This window comes from Desulfosporosinus sp. SYSU MS00001 (assembly GCF_049943955.1).
Lineage (GTDB): Bacteria > Bacillota > Desulfitobacteriia > Desulfitobacteriales > Desulfitobacteriaceae > Desulfosporosinus.
The window spans coordinates 95,368-114,439 of sequence record NZ_JBNFTW010000001.1 but is presented as its reverse complement, the minus strand read 5'-3'; the positions used below and the strand labels follow the sequence as shown (position 1 = coordinate 114,439).

The 19,072-nt window shown below is 46.1% G+C and carries 19 protein-coding genes; all 19 read right to left on the bottom strand.

Features of this window, described 5'->3' with window-relative positions:
* Window positions 1-25 precede the first annotated feature (25 nt).
* The 19 genes from ACPUYX_RS00520 to ACPUYX_RS00430 all read right to left on the bottom strand — a co-directional run bounded on the left by ACPUYX_RS00520 (window position 26) and on the right by ACPUYX_RS00430 (window position 19,072).
* On the bottom strand, window positions 26-310 hold the full coding sequence (locus tag ACPUYX_RS00520) for a hypothetical protein (RefSeq protein WP_426377798.1): 285 nt from the start codon (window positions 308-310) through the stop codon (window positions 26-28).
* Between the two features lie 405 nt (window positions 311-715).
* Window positions 716-1,417: a TIGR03936 family radical SAM-associated protein gene (locus ACPUYX_RS00515; RefSeq protein ID WP_426377797.1), complete on the bottom strand. Its 702-nt coding sequence runs from the start codon at window positions 1,415-1,417 to the stop codon at window positions 716-718.
* A 5-nt stretch (window positions 1,418-1,422) separates the two neighbouring features.
* Window positions 1,423-3,279 carry a TIGR03960 family B12-binding radical SAM protein gene (locus ACPUYX_RS00510; RefSeq protein ID WP_426377796.1) on the bottom strand — a complete coding sequence of 619 codons (1,857 nt, stop codon included), beginning with the start codon at window positions 3,277-3,279 and terminating at the stop codon, window positions 1,423-1,425.
* Between the two features lie 110 nt (window positions 3,280-3,389).
* The gene (locus ACPUYX_RS00505; protein ID WP_426377795.1) at window positions 3,390-4,280 is read right to left on the bottom strand and encodes a M50 family metallopeptidase; all 891 of its coding nucleotides are present in this window, start codon (window positions 4,278-4,280) and stop codon (window positions 3,390-3,392) included.
* Between the two features lie 74 nt (window positions 4,281-4,354).
* The gene (locus tag ACPUYX_RS00500) at window positions 4,355-5,137 is read right to left on the bottom strand and encodes a murein hydrolase activator EnvC family protein (RefSeq protein ID WP_426377794.1); all 783 of its coding nucleotides are present in this window, start codon (window positions 5,135-5,137) and stop codon (window positions 4,355-4,357) included.
* Between the two features lie 110 nt (window positions 5,138-5,247).
* The gene (rodA, locus tag ACPUYX_RS00495; RefSeq protein WP_426377793.1) at window positions 5,248-6,408 is read right to left on the bottom strand and encodes a rod shape-determining protein RodA; all 1,161 of its coding nucleotides are present in this window, start codon (window positions 6,406-6,408) and stop codon (window positions 5,248-5,250) included.
* A gap of 173 nt (window positions 6,409-6,581) precedes the next feature.
* On the bottom strand, window positions 6,582-6,860 hold the full coding sequence (gene minE / locus ACPUYX_RS00490) for a cell division topological specificity factor MinE (protein WP_426377792.1): 279 nt from the start codon (window positions 6,858-6,860) through the stop codon (window positions 6,582-6,584).
* Window positions 6,861-6,889: 29 nt separating this feature from the next.
* Window positions 6,890-7,684: a septum site-determining protein MinD gene (minD, locus tag ACPUYX_RS00485; RefSeq protein ID WP_088228910.1), complete on the bottom strand. Its 795-nt coding sequence runs from the start codon at window positions 7,682-7,684 to the stop codon at window positions 6,890-6,892.
* Window positions 7,685-7,721: 37 nt separating this feature from the next.
* The gene (minC, locus tag ACPUYX_RS00480) at window positions 7,722-8,402 is read right to left on the bottom strand and encodes a septum site-determining protein MinC (protein WP_426377791.1); all 681 of its coding nucleotides are present in this window, start codon (window positions 8,400-8,402) and stop codon (window positions 7,722-7,724) included.
* A 111-nt stretch (window positions 8,403-8,513) separates the two neighbouring features.
* Window positions 8,514-10,619 carry a penicillin-binding protein 2 gene (mrdA, locus tag ACPUYX_RS00475; protein ID WP_426377790.1) on the bottom strand — a complete coding sequence of 702 codons (2,106 nt, stop codon included), beginning with the start codon at window positions 10,617-10,619 and terminating at the stop codon, window positions 8,514-8,516.
* Between the two features lie 204 nt (window positions 10,620-10,823).
* Complete coding sequence (gene mreD / locus ACPUYX_RS00470) at window positions 10,824-11,330, bottom strand: rod shape-determining protein MreD (RefSeq protein ID WP_426377789.1); 507 nt, start codon at window positions 11,328-11,330, stop codon at window positions 10,824-10,826.
* Window positions 11,330-12,196: a rod shape-determining protein MreC gene (gene mreC, locus ACPUYX_RS00465; RefSeq protein WP_426377788.1), complete on the bottom strand. Its 867-nt coding sequence runs from the start codon at window positions 12,194-12,196 to the stop codon at window positions 11,330-11,332. The genes mreD and mreC overlap by 1 nt, the downstream gene beginning before the upstream one ends.
* 21 nt (window positions 12,197-12,217) lie before the next feature.
* Window positions 12,218-13,237, bottom strand: a complete 1,020-nt coding sequence (locus ACPUYX_RS00460; RefSeq protein ID WP_047810030.1) for a rod shape-determining protein — start codon at window positions 13,235-13,237, stop codon at window positions 12,218-12,220.
* A gap of 135 nt (window positions 13,238-13,372) precedes the next feature.
* On the bottom strand, window positions 13,373-14,056 hold the full coding sequence (gene radC / locus ACPUYX_RS00455) for a RadC family protein (RefSeq protein WP_426377787.1): 684 nt from the start codon (window positions 14,054-14,056) through the stop codon (window positions 13,373-13,375).
* Window positions 14,025-14,663: a Maf family protein gene (locus ACPUYX_RS00450; protein WP_426377786.1), complete on the bottom strand. Its 639-nt coding sequence runs from the start codon at window positions 14,661-14,663 to the stop codon at window positions 14,025-14,027. The genes radC and ACPUYX_RS00450 overlap by 32 nt, the downstream gene beginning before the upstream one ends.
* Window position 14,664: 1 nt before the next feature.
* Window positions 14,665-14,928, bottom strand: a complete 264-nt coding sequence (locus tag ACPUYX_RS00445; RefSeq protein WP_088228917.1) for a DUF4321 domain-containing protein — start codon at window positions 14,926-14,928, stop codon at window positions 14,665-14,667.
* Between the two features lie 1,129 nt (window positions 14,929-16,057).
* A complete protein-coding gene (gene aspA / locus ACPUYX_RS00440; protein WP_426377785.1) occupies window positions 16,058-17,467 on the bottom strand; it encodes an aspartate ammonia-lyase in 1,410 nt (469 codons plus the stop codon).
* Between the two features lie 431 nt (window positions 17,468-17,898).
* On the bottom strand, window positions 17,899-18,375 hold the full coding sequence (locus tag ACPUYX_RS00435) for an N-acetyltransferase family protein (protein ID WP_426377784.1): 477 nt from the start codon (window positions 18,373-18,375) through the stop codon (window positions 17,899-17,901).
* 34 nt (window positions 18,376-18,409) lie between these two features.
* Window positions 18,410-19,072, bottom strand: a complete 663-nt coding sequence (locus ACPUYX_RS00430; RefSeq protein ID WP_426377783.1) for a GyrI-like domain-containing protein — start codon at window positions 19,070-19,072, stop codon at window positions 18,410-18,412.

The following is a 19,072-nucleotide window of genomic DNA, read 5'->3' as shown; positions in this document are numbered from 1 at the left end:
GTGTACGTCCTGTACACTGCCCCGCCTATGAAAGCGCTCTTGTGTCAAGTTTGATAGCTGCTCGATCAAAGAAGGTCGCTTTTGTAAGCGCAAGTTCTAGGCTAATTCTGCCCCAAGCATTTCTAATAGGAATACAAGCAGGAATCCCAGGTCGCCGCCCGAGCTTCAGAGCGAGGGGCGCGATCACCGGCGTGAAACCTCTGCGGGAGCCGCTGCCAAACTCGGCTTTAAATTCTCTTCCATCCAGCAGGGCGGGAAACAGGACGTTTCCCGCCGGCCTTGCGACAAGGACGTCGCATAGGCCGGGCACCCTGCCCACTTCCATCAAGAATTTAAAGCCCTAGTTTGGCCGGCTCACGCATGGTTGAACAAGGTGACGCGCCACTCGCTCCCCAGCAGGACCCGCGATCGGCCCACTCAGCGAGCCCCAATAGGAATACCCAAGCATTGCCGCCCGAGCTTCAGAGCGAGGGGCACGATCACCGGCGTGAAACCTCTGCGGGAGCCGCTGCCAAACTCGGCTTTAAATTCTCTTTCATCCTGCAGGGCGGGAAACAGGACGTTTCCCGCCGGCCTTGCGTCAAGGATGACGCATAGGCCGGGCACCCTGCCCTCTTCCATCAAGAATTTAAAGCCCTAGTTTGGCGCGGCTCACGCATGGTTGAACAAGGTGACGCGCCACTCGCTCCCCAGCAAGACCCGCAACGCACGGCCCCTACTCAGCGAGCAACTCAAACGGCGAACTCTTCCGCCCCTGATAACTCACATGCACACCCGTCCTCTTAACCCGCAAGTTATCCAGATCAAGCGGCAAATTCTCCAACTCCCGGAGACTGCCCAAAACTTCCTCCGGCCGAACACTGCCCGCATTCCCCATCTCGACTTCCAATTCAAAGACAACCTCATCGCCCTGAATTACTCCCGTCAAACTCTTCACCCAGGGACGAATATCCTTATCCGTCGGTCCCTTTTTGGAATAACGGGAAAACGTCACATGTTCCCGAGCCAGCCAGGCTTGCAGTCCTTCTTGGAGGCGATCCTCCTGAATCGGCAGAGCCATTGGAACACGCATCCGGTAACTGGCCGCATTCAAGACAGCCATCAAGGGCTTAGCTCCCGTTGTCAAAACCTGACCTTCCAAGAGCCGGATTCCCGAGGGCAATTGTTCTTGAATTCGTCCCAGGACATCTCCCAGCTCCAGGTCCCGTTCCAAGTCAATATCTACATATTCCCGTTCTCCTTCTGTTCCCACCGCTAAAGCGAAACCAAAGGAGATTTTGGGCCGGGGATTAAAACCTTCTGTATAGACCATTCTAATTCCTGCCCGTCGGATTGCCCGCTCAAAGACCCGAGTTAAATCAAGATGGGCAATAAACTTAGCATCTTCTTTTTTGGTATAGGCGATTCTTAGCCGCATGGCACTCACCCTTTCAAATCAATCTGAACTCCCCTGCCCGGGCAAATACCACACCCGGTACAGACATCATACCGACAATCAATGGTCCTCGCTTCCTGCAGCGCCCGATGATGCTCTTCAACCAAGAATTGTTTGGTTACACCGCTTTCCAAATGCTCCCAGGGCAGGATATCATCATAATCCATAGCCCTGTTGGCATAAAACTTAGGATCGATGTCCAGTTCCTTAAATCCTTCCATCCAAGTCTCCTGGTCAAAATGTTCAGACCAACCATCAAAACGGCAGCCATGTTTGAACGCCCATTCCAAAAGCGGAGCTAAGCGCCGGTCTCCCTTGGCAAAAACGGCTTCCATATAGCTGGTCTCCATGTCATGGTAATTATATTTTATGCGTCGATCCCTAAGTTTCTCTTTCAGATATTGCTGTTTCAGTTTAACGGAAAGATGTGACTCCTGAGGTTCCCACTGAAAAGGAGTATGTGCTTTCGGAACAAAAATGCTGGTGGAAACCGTCACATTCACATTGCGGCGCCCGTGCTGGGTTCCCAGATTGGCCACTTTTTTGGCCAAATCCGCAATTCCGTCAATGTCTTCCTGAGTTTCTGTCGGCAGTCCCATCATAAAGTAAAGCTTAATGTTGGACCAGCCTTTTTGGAAAGCAGCTCCTACAGCAGCCAGCAGATTTTCCTCAGTAACCCCTTTGTTAATCACATTACGCAAACGCTGAGATCCGGCTTCCGGAGCAAAGGTCAAACCGGATTTGCGGCTTTTTTGGATGGACTCGGCGAGATCCACATCAAAAGAGTCAACTCTCAGAGAGGGCAGTGAAACCCCCACTCCTTCACAGCTATGCTTTTCCATAATGGAATGAATCGTGGGCTGAATGCCAGTATAATCTCCGCTGGAAAGTGAGGTCAGCGCAATTTCATCATACCCTGTGGAGCGAACCAGTTCTTCCGTTTGTTTAAGAAGAGTTTCTGTCGATCTCTCCCGTACAGGCCGATAAATCATGCCCGCCTGACAAAAACGACAGCCCCGTGAACAACCGCGCATAACTTCCAGCATCATCCGGTCATGGACGATTTCCATATAAGGGACAATCGGCTTCGTCGGGAAAAAGGCTTGATCGAAATCCTCCACAATGGCTTTTTCCACGACAGCCGGAACACCGGGTTCTGCTTTAATCTCCGCAATCCGTCCGTCCGGCTTATAGGATACATGGTAGAAATCCGGAACATATACGCCTTGGACTTGGGCAACTCGCAGCAAAAACTCCCGGCGCGGCAGAGGATGTTTCTTCTGCTCAGCAATCAGACGCAGCACTTCCGGCAATTGTTCTTCGCTTTCGCCTAATAAAAAGAAATCAACAAATCCGACCAAAGGTTCAGGATTAAAGGCACAGGGTCCCCCGGCAATAATCCAGGGATCCTCCTCTTTACGTTCCTCGCAGCGCAGAGGAATACCTGCTAAATCGAGCATATTGAGAATGTTGGTAAAACTCATTTCATACTGCAGCGTGAAGCCGATAACATCAAAGGCTTGCAGCGGCTGAAAGGATTCGAGGGTATATAGGGGAAGCTTCTTTTGCCGCAGCATTTCCTCCATATCCACCCAGGGAGCAAAAACCCTTTCACAGAGAAACTCCGGAAACGAATTTACCAAATGGTAAAGAATCTTAGTTCCCAGATGGGACATTCCTACTTCATAGACATCCGGGAAAGCAAAAGCCATATGGACCTCTGTTTTATCCCAGTCTTTTTTTATCGCGTTCCATTCCGAACCCAGGTAACGGCTTGGTTTCAAAACTTTAGGCAAAAACATTTCTACCTGCCGGCGAAGCTCCGCCGCAGTAAGTTCACTCATGATTTTAGTGAAGCCTCCTTGCACTCCTTTGTGAACTTACATTATATCACAGATAGTCCAAAATACCCAATATTTTGTCCAAGTTCCCTTAGGTTTCCAGATCATTAAAATCAGCCGCTCTTTTTCTCCAACTTCCCCACGGGAAAACGAATTCCTTCTCTTAACATGCCCTCTAAGACATCCGTTTCTGTCAGAATTTTTTCCAGATCCATTCCTTCCTTTGTCAAACTGATAAGGGTGTAACGATCTGGGGTAAATTCCTCAACAATGCGTACCAAGGGCGTATTGGGCTGAACCGTGAGCCACTTGCTGCGCATAAGTCCCTTCTTGAGCAGTTCCTCCTTCTTATGGGTTAACTGCCGGAGAAAGGTGATATGCGCGGCCGAAATTTCCTTGCTGCCTGCCAGCCAGAAAAATCCTCCCAGAATAATAAAGGTCAGAGGGCCTTCAGAAAACTGTCCCTTACTCCAGAGAAAGATCCCATAAAGAGCCAGCAGGACCCCCAGCCCTTTCCCTGCCCAGGCCAAAAACTTCGTCGTCCGCACAAAACCGAAAGCATCCGCCCAAAGTGCCCGCATAATCCGCCCGCCGTCCAAGGGCAAGACAGGAAATAAGTTAAACACTGCCAGCCAGAGATTATAGCGGACAAAAGCATCGGCAAAATCACCTGCCCAAATTCCCTGCCACCTTAGGCCTTGGGCAGCAAATAAAAGAACGATATTAAAGGCCGGACCGGCCAGAGCCATAATGCTCTCCTCGATTTTTCGCCCCTCAAAAAGATCATCACAATAGGCTGCACCGCCAAAGGGGAAAAGTTCCAGACCGACGACTCTGAAACCATAGGCCCGAGCCGTTAATAGGTGGGTCAACTCATGACCTAAGACCAAGGCGAAGATGAGAAGAGCCTGGGCAACAAGACCCAGGACCCCATAAATTGCCATGAAAAGAAAGAATGTCGGATGGATTCGCAGGCTTATGCCAAACACTTTAAAAAGCTCCATAATTGAACCCGGTTTTCGTAAACCGGAGATTTCACCTCTTTCTCTAGATTCAATAACCCACAGGGAGTAAGCCCCTAATTTTTAGACTGAGGTGGAATCAAGTATGGTATCGGATCAAGGGGTTTGTTGTTCTTGCGCAGTTCAAAGTGCAGCCAGGGCTTCTTCAGAGGAGCTGATAAACCAACCGTCCCCAGAACGCCTCCCCGATTGATCCGTTGGCCTTTTTCAACATAAACTGTGCCCAGATTTCCCAGCACCGTCGTCCATCCGTCACCTAAATCGGCTTTCACGACATTCCCTAACTGAGGGTCACTGCCTACGAAGGTGACGACTCCGTCGGCCGGTGCAGCCACAGGGTTTCCCAAAGCGCTGAGAACGTCAATGCCTTGATGGACTGTACCGGATGCATTCGTTCCGCCTTCGCCTTTTACCCCAAATTTAGCCATCACTTGCCCGGAAATGGGCGGCAAAAACTGTCCCAACATCTTGGCATCAACGGGAACACTGTTATTGCTGACACCACCGAGAGACAGGGCATCTTTGGCCATTCCGTTCAGAGTATCATAATAATTTTCTGAGTCCATGGCACTGCGATAGAGGCCGTGGACCGCCTGCGAGATGCCGTCCGTACCATTGGCACTGAAGAAAACCAGAAGAAATAACATGGCTGCGATAAGCGTCTGTTTCTGGATTCCGTTCCAATGCTTAAAGATGTTGCCCCAGGTCTCCCTGGGCGATGGCCGCTGCCCACCGGGATTATAATTACGGCTCCCTGCTCTTCCCTGTCCTTTCTCTTTCCCAACCTCTTGGATCGCTCGTTCCCATTCCCAATCATCCCAACGTTCAAAAGGATTCATACTGCAAGGCCTCACTTTACCGTTGATCGCTATGACCAAGCTCGTACTAGTTCTTTACTAGTCTATGAGAGGGCAAAAAAAATAGAACTCCTGAGAGTTCTATTTCTGATTCAGAACATTAGCCTTTGACTCCTGAGATTGATGCTCAGCAGCAGTCCAACTGCCGCCATATTGGACCACATGGCACTTCCGCCAAAGCTTATCAGCGGTAAAGGAATACCAGTTACAGGCATAATCCCCGAAGTCATCCCGACATTGACTAAGATATGAAAGGTAAACATCGATATGATTCCTGTTCCGACCAGCATCCCGTAGGGCCCTCGGGCTTTCATGGCAATACTGATACTGCGAAGAATAAAAATCAAAAAGATAAAGAGCAAGGTCACCGATCCAATAAAGCCAAACTCTTCACCAACCACGGAAAAAATAAAGTCGGTGTGATGTTCGGGTAAAAAGTTTAACTGTCCTTGTGTCCCCATTCGATACCCTTTTCCCCAAAAGCCACCCGATCCAATAGCCCAGAGCGATTGAACAATATGCCACCCATCTGTAGACTTATCTGCCATAGGATTCGTGAAAATGATTAAGCGTTTTAACTGATAGTCCTGGAGGGGAAGCGGAAGTCCCTGAGCCCAATGCAGCCACCAAGGTAAATCCGTCGCGAAGTGAAGCCAGAGAGCAACCGCTATAATGCAGGCTCCGGCCAATAACAAACCGCCGAATTTGTAGGGGTTGGCCCCGGCAACAAACATCATGCCGATGAAAATCGCTGCAAAAACTAAGGTAGTTCCCAAGTCAGGCTGTTTAAAAATCAAGAGCATGGGGATTAAAACGAAGAGAAAAGGCGGAATAAAGTCCTTGAAATTATTAAGTTTTCCTTGACGATCCGCTAAAAAGTCCGCAAGGGTAAGAATAATGAAAATCTTAGCGAATTCCGAGGGTTGGATACCAATCGTTGAGGTGATGGGAATCCAGCGGGTTGCTCCCTTGGCGGTGGAACCAAAGAGGATAACCGCCCCGAGCAGAGCCAGATTCAGACCGTAAATCCACCAGCGAAAATGCCGCCATTTCTGATAATCAATGGCAACCAGAACAACTGTAATCACAATTCCAGTGGCAATCCAAACCGCTTGTGCCTTGACATAATGCATAGGGTCTGCCTTGTCCACATTAATAGAAGCGGTACTGAGAATAAATAAGCTCGCTGCTAAAAGCAGGAATGTAAAGACTACAAACAACAGGTCTATGTTTCTATATACACGTTTATCCACAAAAATTGTCCCCTTCAGTTATAATCCTTAAACATTATAACACAACTGGACTTTCCCCCCCAATAGATTAAAAAGGAAAGAAATAGAAAAAGGCCGCAGCAACTTATTTATGTCGCTGCAGCGTTACCAACATTCTCTCTACGTATTGACCTGCTTATTGACTTATTGTTGACTTAACATTTTGCCGCATAATCGCGCTTCATCTTAATCACCGGAATATTAGCCACCAGGGCTACATCCCGTTCATCTTGACAAAGATTAAATTCCAGGGCAGTTTCGTCAATTTCCATGTAGTTGGAGATTACTTTAACCAAATCTTCCCTCATGCGGTTGAGCATGGCTGGCGATATACTGGCACGGTCATGAACCAAAACGAGCCGCAGACGTTCTTTGGCCAACGACTTGCTTGAGGCAGTTTCCTTGCCAAGGATGCGGCTGATAAATTCTAACAAGGACGATCCCTCCTCTCACTACCGAACGATTAACGTAAGCCGATGAGTTTCTTAAGTTTATCCATAAGTCCTTCCGGTACCTCTAAATTCATCAGAGGGACCTCCTCGCCCTGAATCCGCTTGGTGATTCTGCGATAGGCCTCTCCAGCCTTAGAATTCTTATCCATAACACAAGGTTCTCCCCGGTTCGTAGAAATGACAATACTCTCATCTTCCGGAACAACCCCGATCAAGTCAATAGCCAAAATATCCAGGATATCATCGATATCCATCATATCCCCGCGTTTTACCATCTGGGGACGAATGCGATTGATAATTAATTTAGGGTTTTTAAGATCTGCAGCCTCTAAGAGGCCGATAATCCGGTCAGCATCCCGCACCGAACTGACTTCAGGAGTGCAGACAACAACTGCTCGATCTGCTCCGGCAATCGCATTACGGAAACCTTGCTCAATGCCTGCGGGGCAATCGATAATTGCATAGTCAAATTCTTTCTTTAACTCCTCTGCCAAGGCTTTCATCTGCTCCGGACTGACGGCTGTTTTATCCTTCGTTTGTGCCGCCGGAAGCAGGTGGAGATTGGGAAAACGTTTATCTTTAATGAGCGCTTGCTTTAAACGGCAATTTTCGCTCGTCACATCCACAAGATCATAGACAATTCGGTTCTCCAGTCCCATCACAACATCAAGATTACGTAACCCGATATCTGTATCAACTAAAACGACGCTAAAACCTGCCGACGCAAGTCCAGTCCCGATATTCGCTGATGTTGTGGTCTTGCCTACGCCCCCTTTACCGGAAGTTACGACGATTACCTCTCCCATAGTTTGACCTACCTTTCCGCTTAGTTCTTTATTCTTCTCAACGACCCTTGGCACGATAACCAGTTAAACCGGCTGCTTCTACAATCAAGCGGTCATCTTTGATTCTGGCAATTTCCGGTCCACGTTCCTCTGAATCCTCATCCGGCGCTCTGGTAACTAAATCTGCGATTCTTAGCTGCGTAGGGGCAAGATGATAGGCGCTCACTGAGGCATTCCGTTCGCCGGTTGCTCCTGCATGAGCAACACCGCGCAAGGATCCTAAAACAACAATGTTCCCCGTTGCAATAATTTCAGCACCAGGATTGACATCACCCAGTACAACTACATGACCCTCATATTGCACACTATTGCCGTTACGCAAGTTGCGCTCTACGAAGAGGCAGGGCCCTTCCACCATTCCTTCATCTCCAAGTCGCGTTTCTTTCTCAATTGTCTGGGATTGAACTTTTCCTGGCACGTACACTTCCTCTGTCGTTAACCATCCCCCAAGTTCCAACTGATGCTCTTGTAAAAGATTTGTTAGCTGATCATGTTCATCCTCTGAGTATTCTTTGTCTCCAGCAAAACATCGAACTGTCGCACCTTGCAGGAATTGAACTGAATCCTTCAGCAGCTTGTTAAGTTCCGTTAGCAACAATCCGAAATCCGCGAGGGGATCAAAGTATAGAACCAACCCATCGCGGGTACCCTTCAGGGCAACATGTTCTGTCCGTGTCAACCTGCACAATCCTCCATTGCTTCTCATAATCAATGCTTACTATAAATTCTACAAGCCTGTCCCAATTCCCTTTTCTTCTAAAAAAAAAACGAGGAGAAATTTCCTCGTTTTTTAGCCCCCATTCGTGGATTTCCAACCAAAATACTTCATAAATGCTGCTCTAGCGACGTATCCTGCGGTATCCCCGCCGTGACTGCCATATTCAACAACACCGGCAAAGGCAATCTGAGGATGATCATAAGGAGCAAAGGCCACAAACTCACCATTATAGAGTTCACCCGAAATTGTATCTTTCGACCCGATTTGCGCAGTACCTGTCTTAGCACCCCCTGAGAATTCCGGGAGGTCGGAGAATAGAAAGGACGCTGTTCCTTCTCCTTGTGTCGTAGCCTGCATTGCTTGTTTAACGGTATTTAAAACATCAGGCGAAATGGACACCGTATTTGTAACTTGCGGCTCATTTTGTTTGACAACTTTTCCCGTGATGGGATCTGTGATTTTATTGACGATATAGGGACGATAGTGTTTTCCGCCATTCACTATAGTTGCCACATAATCCGCCAGTTGGAGAGGTGTATAATCATTATACCCCTGCCCAATAGCATTGTTATAGCTGTCATAAGCTTGCCAATCAACTTCCTGGCTGATCATTTGCTGATACCAAACCTGAACCTGTTTTTTCTCCTGGTCTTCCTGGGCCTGGAGTTTTTGTTTAGTCTGGGCATCCTTAGCCTGAGCGATTTTGGACGCATATTTGCTGTCAATGTCGGCCAGTTTCTGATCCCTCTGTTTATCATAGGTAGGCTGATTATTGGCTTTTTTCCAGGCCGCTGACGGTACAAGTCCCTTCGCTTCTCCGGGCAAGTCAACGCCGCTGTACGTACCTAAGCCGAATTCATGGGCAATCTGGCCAATAAATTCTGGATTTGAATCAAACACTCGCCGGCCTATGACCTCAAAATAAATATCTGACGATAAGGCTATGGCCCGATAGAGGTTTACAAGGCCAAAGTTATTGCCGCCCCATTCAACAAAACCCTGTCGCTGGGCTACCATATTTCCCAAGGATGAAATAACGTCATTGATCTGTTCCTGCGGATTCGTCACTTTCAGTTGTAAGGCAGCCATGGCTGTAATCATTTTAAAGGTGGAGCCGGGCGGGTAAAGTCCGGCAAGAGCACGATCCAAAGAGGCAGCAGGTGCATCTTTATTGGTAAAGTATTTATCCGATACGGCCTGAGAAATATTGCCGATTAAATCATTCGGGTCCATACTCGGACGGGAAGCCATAGCCAGAATCTTGCCGGTATTAACATCAATAACCACAGCGGCACCCGACTTGGCGTTAGGATTCGTTGTCTTCTGGACATCAGAAATAACCTGATCAAGGCTGTCTTCAACGGTTTTTTGCAAATCCGCATCAATGGTTAGCTGAACTGTCTTTCCCGGTTCGGGGGGCTGAACCACTTTTTTGGACAGGGGGCGGGCATTATTATCAACTTCTACTTGTTGAACGCCTTCCTGGCCGCGCAGCCAAAAATCATAGCTTTTTTCCACACCGTCCTTACCGACTAAATCTCCTTGAGAATAGGTAAAGCCGGCCTTTTGGGCATCCGGGTTTTTATTAAATTGATCTATCTCATTGGGACCGATCTCCCGCACATAGCCAAGAATCTGGCCAGCCAAAGTATGCTGAGGGTAAGAGCGAATCGGTGTCGCATCGACACTGACACCGGGAAGCTCATCCTGATGTTCCGCAATGATGGCTTGAAGTTCCTGAGGAACATTGTCCAAAATCGTCACAGGACGGTAGCGTTCCCATTGATGGTTTTGAATATTGACTAAAATATCCACATCGATGTTATCAACGCTCTCATTGGGATTCGTCCAATAGGGTTTAATAAAGCCCGCTAAACGTTTGACAACGTCCTTCCAGTTTGTGGTTTTCGACTGCTGCAAATCGAGCCAGTCCAAGGTTAAAACAAATTCCGGTACACTGGTGGCAAGAAGTTTATTGTTTTTATCAACAATATCCCCCCGGGTTGTTGGAATTTTCACGACCTGCATCACGTTACCCTTGGCCATTTCCGAATAGTAAGATCCTTCAGCAATCTGCAAGCGCCAAAGGTTGAAGCCCAAAATTAAAAATACGAGCACAACCACCGTGGAGAGTCCCCAAAAGCGATGTGTATATGGCTTTCGTTCTTTGTCATCCATCTCAAAAACTCCTCCAATTTACTATTCGTGGTTCGAAACGGATTCTATGAATCGAAGAACGGCAGTTACCAGTTAAACTTCACTTAAAATAGAGTCGATCCAACTGCTAAAATCTTTCTAGCCTTTATTACAAGTAACCTTTTATTATTTTATTTGTGTATAGCCTCTTTTATATGCATATAAAGGTCATGAGTTATTAATTATTTATCTATCATACCTGGGACGATAGCGCAGCCAGCCGTGCAAAAAGGACCTATGGATCAAAGGATAGGTTACAGGAACCAGAACAGCGTTATAAAGCGCGACTCCAAAGACTAATTGAGTAATATCCCCCAGGGACCATTGCAGCCCGGCTCCCAGTCCTAAAAAGGCAACACAGATTTGGCCAACAACCGTGACAATGAATACCATGAAGGTGGTTAACAGAAAGTTATCACGATACCAACGTTCCGTCAGCCAATTGCTTAAGAAGGCCACTACCAATAACGTGAGGGTATACATTCCTATATACCTGCCTAAGTAAAAGTCTTCCAATAAACCTGCTCCCAAACCCCAAAGCACACTCGAAAGACGCCTGTGGTGCATGGCCATATAGATGGTTAACAAGATCAGAAGATCCGGTTTAATCCCCGACCAGGCCCAGAAGTGAAAGAGAGTTCCCGGCAGGATCAGACTAAGGAAGAACATTAAAGCAATTAGGATGTAGCGCATTATTTCGCCCCCAACACTTTAACTATATACACCTCTTCTAAGGAGTCAAAATCAACCAAAGGCTCGATATAAGCTGTTTTGAGAAGTCCTGAAGGATCAAGCTCAATTTGTTTGACTTTCCCGATGGGAACATCTTGAGGGTATACTCCTCCTTGGCCTGAGGTCAGGACCAAATTGCCGACATTAACATTGTCGGCCCGACGAAAGAGCATCTCCAGATTTCCCTCGGGGGTCAGACGCGAGCCTCGCTTATACGTCCCCTGGACGATTCCGAAAGTACCGTTGCCGGTACTGCCGCGAACAACGGCACTCACTTCTCCTTCACCGTCGAGAATCATCAGGACTTCGGACGTCGTTGGCGAAACAGACACCACCTTACCAACAAGCCCCAAGTCTCCGATCACGGGATCATTAACCTGAACCCCGTCCTGACCACCCCGATTTACGGTCAGTGTCCGGTACCAAGTCGTCGGATTACGGTTGATGACCGAAGCGCCGACTTTGGAATATTTGTCAAGTGTCGGGCTGCGAAAGATCCCCTGATCGAGCTCGTTGTACCTTAATCCGGCTAAGACTTGTTGTTTAAGTTTAAGGTTATCGCCGGTTAACTGATTAACTTTTTTTTGTAAGTCTTGGTTTTCTTGTTCTACATTTCTAAAATTCCACAAGGCTTTGGTATTATCCCGAATCCCGTTTCCTAACTGAAGAATTGGTTTTTCTACAACACTCAACACTCGCTGCATCGCTCCCCCAACAGGGTTGGGAAACCGGCTGCCGAGACCTGTCAAGCGAATACTTATTAATACCCCTAGCAACAGAAAGAAAACGAGAACCGCAATTCCCGTTACATTAACTCTCTTCCCCACCAAGATTCCTCCCCGCTATCCTTAGCTTTTTTGCGAGGCAGCTATTTTACGAAGAACATCAGCGTGTTCCAGGACATGCCCTGTCCCGTGGACAACACAGGATAGAGGGTCCTCCGCCAAGTGCACCGCAATTCCTGTTTCATCTGAAATCAACCGATCGAGATTGCGCAGCAATGAGCCTCCTCCCGCCATCATAATCCCACGATCCATAATGTCTGACGATAATTCCGGCGGAGTTTTCTCCAAACATGATTTTACCGCATCGACAATAGCCATGACAGGTTCCTGCAGCGCATCTTGGATCTCTTCCGCAGAAACATCGATGGTTTTGGGAAGTCCTGTCAACAGGTCACGCCCTCGCACGGTGTAATTCCCCGGTTCGGACATGTAGGCATAGCCGATTTCAAATTTTAACGATTCAGCAGTACGATAACCCACCGTCAAATTATAGCGTCTCTTAATATGAGCAATAATCGCATCATCCATTTCATCGCCTGCGACGCGGATGGAACGGCTGGTTACAATTCCTCCCAAAGAAATGACAGCAACTTCCGTTGTTCCCCCACCGATATCAACAATCATGTTGCCCGTAGGTTCACTGACGGGAAGTCCGGCACCAATAGCCGCTGCCATGGGCTCTTCCAAAATCATCGGATCTTTGGCTCCGGCAGCCATAGCGGCTTCTTTAACTGCCCGTTCCTCTACGGGAGTTACACCGGAAGGCACGCAGATTACCACCCTGGGACGAATAAACGGATGATCTGTGCCAAGGGCTCGGCTGATAAAGTATTTCAACATCTTCTGAGTTATATTAAAATCCGAAATAACCCCGTCTTTAAGAGGACGAATGGCAACAATATTACTTGGAGTACGGCCAATCATTTCCTTAGCCTTGTCTCCAACAGCCATCGGGGTCTTCGTCATAATATCCATCGCAACAACAGAGGGCTCACGTACAACAATCCCTTTTCCTTTTAAATGAACTAATGAGTTCGCTGTCCCAAGGTCAATCCCTAAATCCCGGCTGAAAATACTAAACATGGTTTATAAAAACTCCTTCCAGTCACTCTCTATATACGAACAGTATACCCGTTTAACCCTCAAACTACCAAATCTTCTATTCGAATCTGATAAATTGATTGTCTAATTAATTATGAGCATAATTTTGTGTCTCTATTAGAGGATTCCCCGTTCTTTCAAACTAACATAACGGTTATCTCCAATAATTACGTGATCAAGAACTTCAATTCCAAGAATCTTCCCCCCGTCTGCCAGACGACGGGTAACGTCTATATCTTCTTTACTAGGTGTTGGGTCACCGCTGGGATGATTATGTAATAAAATAATGGCATTGGAGTTTCTCCGAATAGCCTCTTTAAAACATTCCCGCGGATGAACCAACGATGAATTCAGCGAACCAATAGAAATGGGACTGATCCCCAAGACATGATTTTTCGTCGAAAGAGAGACGACTCGAAAATGTTCTCTGTCGAGATAGCGCATCTCTTCCATGACAATATGGGCCACATCCTGCGGTGAATTAACGGTTGGCCTTGACATTGGATCTACAGAAACCGAACGGCGTCCCAATTCAAGGGCAGCTTTCAGCTCAGCGGACTTCGCCTTGCCTAAACCGTGAATTTGAGCTAATTCGTGAACGGTAAGCTTTCCTAACCCCGAGAGACCGCCAACCCCGGCTAAGATACGTTCTGCCAGAGATAAAACGTTTTCACCTTTAATACCGGTGCGCAAGAGAATTGCCAGAATTTCACTATTGGACAGTACCTCAGGTCCCAGTAGGCAAAGTCTTTCCCGAGGCAATAATTCCTCAGGTAAATCTTTCAGACGCCGATACTCCATGATACACCTCGCGTGAAGCGATATTTGTCTGCTTAATCCCCCACGCCTTCAACTGTTCCATTAGATATTCCATAGGAAGACCAATAACGTTTGTCAGCGATCCCTCGATGGCTGTGACAAACTTTTTAGCTCCCCCCTGAATTCCATAGGCACCCGCTTTATCCATCGGTTCTCCGCTGCGAACATAATCTTTAATTTCCTTAGCGGAAATCGGGCGAAAAACAACAGAGGTTTCAATCACCTCAGTCTTCAATTTCCCCAAACCATTGAGCAAAGCCACGCCGGTCAGAACAGCGTGATTGCGTCCGCTTAATCCTTGCAGCATTTCTTCTGCTTCCCGCGGATTCGCTGGTTTCCCCAAAATTCGAGTATCCAATACAACCATAGTATCCGCACCTAACACAACATCCAAGGAGTCTCCCCCAAGTTTCAGCCACTGCTCAAGGCCTGCTCTTGCTTTGCGTTCTGCTAATTCTCTAACCCCGGGCTTCGGTAACATTCCGTTGGGCAGCATTTCCGAAACAGTCGATTTAACGGTTTCGAATGTGAAGCCAGCCTCGCGAAGCAACATTGATCTGCGGGGAGATGTCGATGCAAGTACAAGCATCTTACCACTTCCTTGATAACATATATCCGCCCAGGGCACCGAGTAAGGTAGCACTGGTAATACTCAAACGAAAACCAAAAGAAAGGGAGAGAAAAAAGAAATCGAGGTAAGTATGTGACGGAAAATCGATGACGGCCGGCTTTAAAAATGGCGCAAAAATGCCATATTTATCCAAGCCAAATCCGACTAGAGTTCCCAGGGCAGCACCAATCAAAATGAGCAATATTATTCTTCCTGTCCCCGAAGAATTACGCCCAACCGCCATAGTTTTTTCCCCTTCCATCTACAGAAATTCAGTCTTTTATCTACAAATCCCCAAACTATGACTTCTCACTAAGTTTAGCATCTTCCCCCTGACTAAGCAAGTTCAACCCCTTGCCTGAAGCCTAAAAAGAACGCCTTTGAAAAAATAAAAATACTTCATGACAACAATGCGAATCAACGTTTCTGTGCCAAAGTACCTCAAAGTCTTGGGAGATGAAGCCGGGGTGAATTTCTCTCAAGAACTACAGGAACGTCTAAAGGAGAAACTCATTAACAGCTAACTGAAGCAGCCTTAATCGGCTGCTTCACCCCCAATAGAAAAGAGCCTTTTCAGGCTCTTGAAGCTTACCAATGACGATGTCTCCAACCGAAATGATGTCCCCAGCCAAAAAACGGATGATGATGGAATCCCCACCCAGGATATCCCATATGGCGATAACCCCAATAACCAGGCATGCCGTACATATATTATTCCCCCTATTTCCTATAATGGAGTTGGATTACTATACATTCCATAATATGGTAGGGGAATTTTGTCCCGTGCATGTACGTAAAGGGGAACCACCAAAACCTGAACTTTGATCAGTAAATAAAGAAATGAAGAACGGTTCTTTACGGCATGAAAATTGAGTTCATACAGTAAAGAACCGTCCCTTGTTTCTTTCGAATTCCAATTGTTCTTTCTTAACCCACAGCTTGTTGATCAGTGAAACAAAAGGTATGAAACACCTATGACACACAATGCAATTAGAACACACACCCCGATGATAATTTTATTTTGTTTTCCGGCATTCATTTTATGCCAAGGTAATGGTTTATCCGACAAATAAGATTCCTCCTAAACAAAATTCTTACCTCAACTGTAGAATATAGCATAGAAGGTGTAAATAGTCCATATAGCCTATCTTTTGCTAAGGATTCGCCGGGGAAACAGGCCACTAAACCAAGAGAATCGCGTCACAACGCGTGATGCCTCTGCGCGAGTCGCAGCCAATCTCGGCTTTAAATTCTCTTTCATTCGTGGGGCGGGAAACAGGACGTTTCCCGCCCCACCCGCTTGCATCAAGAATTTAAAGCCCTAGTTTGGCGCGACGAACGCATGGCTGAATAACTGTGACGCGATTCTCTCCCTATTTTCTCTCCAACAACTCCGCCCCCGCGATCCCGGGTTTCGTCATTTCATAGGGATGTAAAATTATATCAAGCTCTTCAGAAGTCAAAACTCCCTTTTCCAACACAATATCCCGAACAGGTCTGCCACTCATAATCGCTTCCTTGGCCACACCGGAAGCTACTTCATAGCCTACATGCGGGTTAATCGCGGTAACAATCCCCACACTGTTTTCCACCATGTGCCCGCAGCGTTCTACATTTGCCGTAATTCCCTCTACACAACGTTGGCGGAAGACACGGATCACATTACGCAATATATCTAAGGACTGCAGCAGATTAAACACAACGACAGGCTCCATAACATTCAGCTCAAGCTGACCGGCTCCACAAGCTAAGGCAATAGTAAAATCATTCCCCTGAACCTGAAAAGCTACCTGATTAACCACTTCAGCCATTACTGGGTTTACTTTTCCAGGCATGATTGAAGATCCCGGCTGCATCGGGGGCAAATTAATCTCATTCAAACCGGTTCTCGGCCCTGAAGCCATCAGACGCAAGTCATTTGCCACTTTAGAAAGATTAACAGCCAAAGTTTTCAGAGCTCCCGAAACCTCCATAAAGGCATCCGTGTTCTGAGTGGCATCAACCAAATCATCGGCCATACGCATTGGCAGGCCTGTCCAGTCCACAATACGTTCCGTAACCTTCTCAATATACCTGGGGTCTGCATTTAAACCTGTACCTACCGCAGTAGCACCCATATTAATCACTTCAAGAGATTTCATCGCCTGCTTTATTCGCTGAAGATCGCGGCCTATCATATGAGCATAGGCCGAAAACTCCTGACCAAGTCGGATCGGCACTGCATCCTGTAAATGAGTTCTGCCCATTTTAATGACACCGTCAAATTCCTGAGCTTTCTTCTCCAAGGATTGGCGCAATTCGTCTAAAGCCTTCACTAAATCCGTAGCCACATTCAGACTGGCGATCCGAATTGCCGTAGGAAACACATCGTTGGTGCTTTGTGCCATGTTGACATGAACATTGGGATGAACTTTAAAGTACTCTCCCTTTTTACCGTCAAGAAGCTCTATCGCCCGATTGGCAATAACTTCATTGGCGTTCATATTTATAGAAGTCCCGGCCCCCCCTTGAATCACATCAACAACAAACTGATCATCAAACTTCCCGTCAATAAGCTCCTTCGAAGCTTCAACAATCACTTTGCCTATAGAAGGACTAAGAGAACCGACAAACATATTTGCCTCAGCCGCCGCCCCTTTAACCATACCCAAAGCACAAATCAACTCTCGATGAGGATGATACCCCGTAATGGGGAAATTTTCGGTTGCTCTTAATGTTTGAATCCCATAATAAACATCATCCGGAACGTCATGAACACCTATCAAATCTTTTTCTTGACGCATAGTATGTCCTCCCCAATCATTGCGAAGTAAGTATAATGTATTCTGTATACATTATACAACTATTCTAAAAGGTTGTCGACGGAAAACTAACAAGCCCTTAAAGAACGAAAAGATCTTCCCTTTACTTATTAGCCAAGAGTGGCGCAATTATACGGCATTGATTTTAAAGGTGTCCTAAGGAAGCAGAATGAGCATTTTTCATCTTTTTGTAACAATCCGGTATTATATTCCTTTGTCACCAATACCCCTAGACAAATGTACTCAATATTTCTTCTACATCATTAAATTCTATATTATTCTTAATCTTAACCATCTCTGGCATTATTTCACTTCCGAATCTCAAACTTATAGAAGTTCATGCGCTATATGAGTTTAATGTAAAAAATAACCTGGTTTGGTATTTACCCAAAGTCCAGGTCAGGAAGCAAATGCTATAAGTCTAAATACATAACCTTACTTAAATCTTTAAAACCCTTCCTTGAATAAAATTTATCCGCTGAAATATTGAAAGAATAAACCTTTAATTCAATCCTTACTATTTTCTTACTTTTAGACCATCCAATAATTTTTCTTAATAACATAGAACCAATTTGATAATTCTGGTACTCTTTCTTCACAGCAATACCGTCTAACTGTACCCATTCCCTCTTCTTGATAACTGGAAAATCTGTTGATTTTTGAATACAACACTCCGCAAAAGCTACAACTGTCGAATCAACAACTGCAACAAATAGGGCCTTATTGCTATCATTGATGATTTCTGATATATATTCTTTTGCCCTTCCATAATCTTCAGATTTCTTGAAAAGCTCAGGATGATTTAACCTATGTTGTTCATCAAGTTCAACATAAATTTCACATAAGTCTTCGTAATCAATGATCTCTGCTTCTCTTATCTTTATGTCCAAATGCAAGTCCTCCAGCGACTGATTAAGTATAAATCTAGATTTTTTTGACTGGGTGCCTCAATACTGTTCTTAACTTTTCGGGTGTCGTCTTTCGTGGGTCACTTAGGTAGATTTCATGGTGACGTCTAATTTGACCGGAAGGGAGTATATCGGAGATTGCACATCTATATCCATTATCCAAAAGGAATTGTTCCATTTGCCCAAGAGTAACCGGTTCGCTATCATAGGGGCCGTTATGCATCATTTGTACACAGAGTCCCTCTGTCAAAGATACTAAACGCGCCTTTGTCGGATCAATCTTAGGCTTTTTCTGTTTCAACACACTAACGGCCCAGTCAAAAACTTCTTCGGTGACAAATTCAGGTTGACGAATCATAGATGTCCATTGAAATTTAGATTTGTCTATTAACTGTGTACCGTCAAAACTATCGTCCTGAAACCACCAAAGTCCCTCCAAAGGCGGTACAACATATTCAAAATATCCTGCAGGTTGCTTTCCGCTCATCTTACTCATCTTAATGGCAAAGCTTAAACCGTAAAGAATTTCCAAGGCCTCCTGATATTCTTCTGAAGTATTCGGGTCCCCAGCACCATCAACCATAATAAAATTCATCACTGGAACGTCAATTAGGACAGGCTTTTGTTTGGGCATATACAAATCCTTATATTCTTTTTTGTAATCGAATTTACCAGCCAT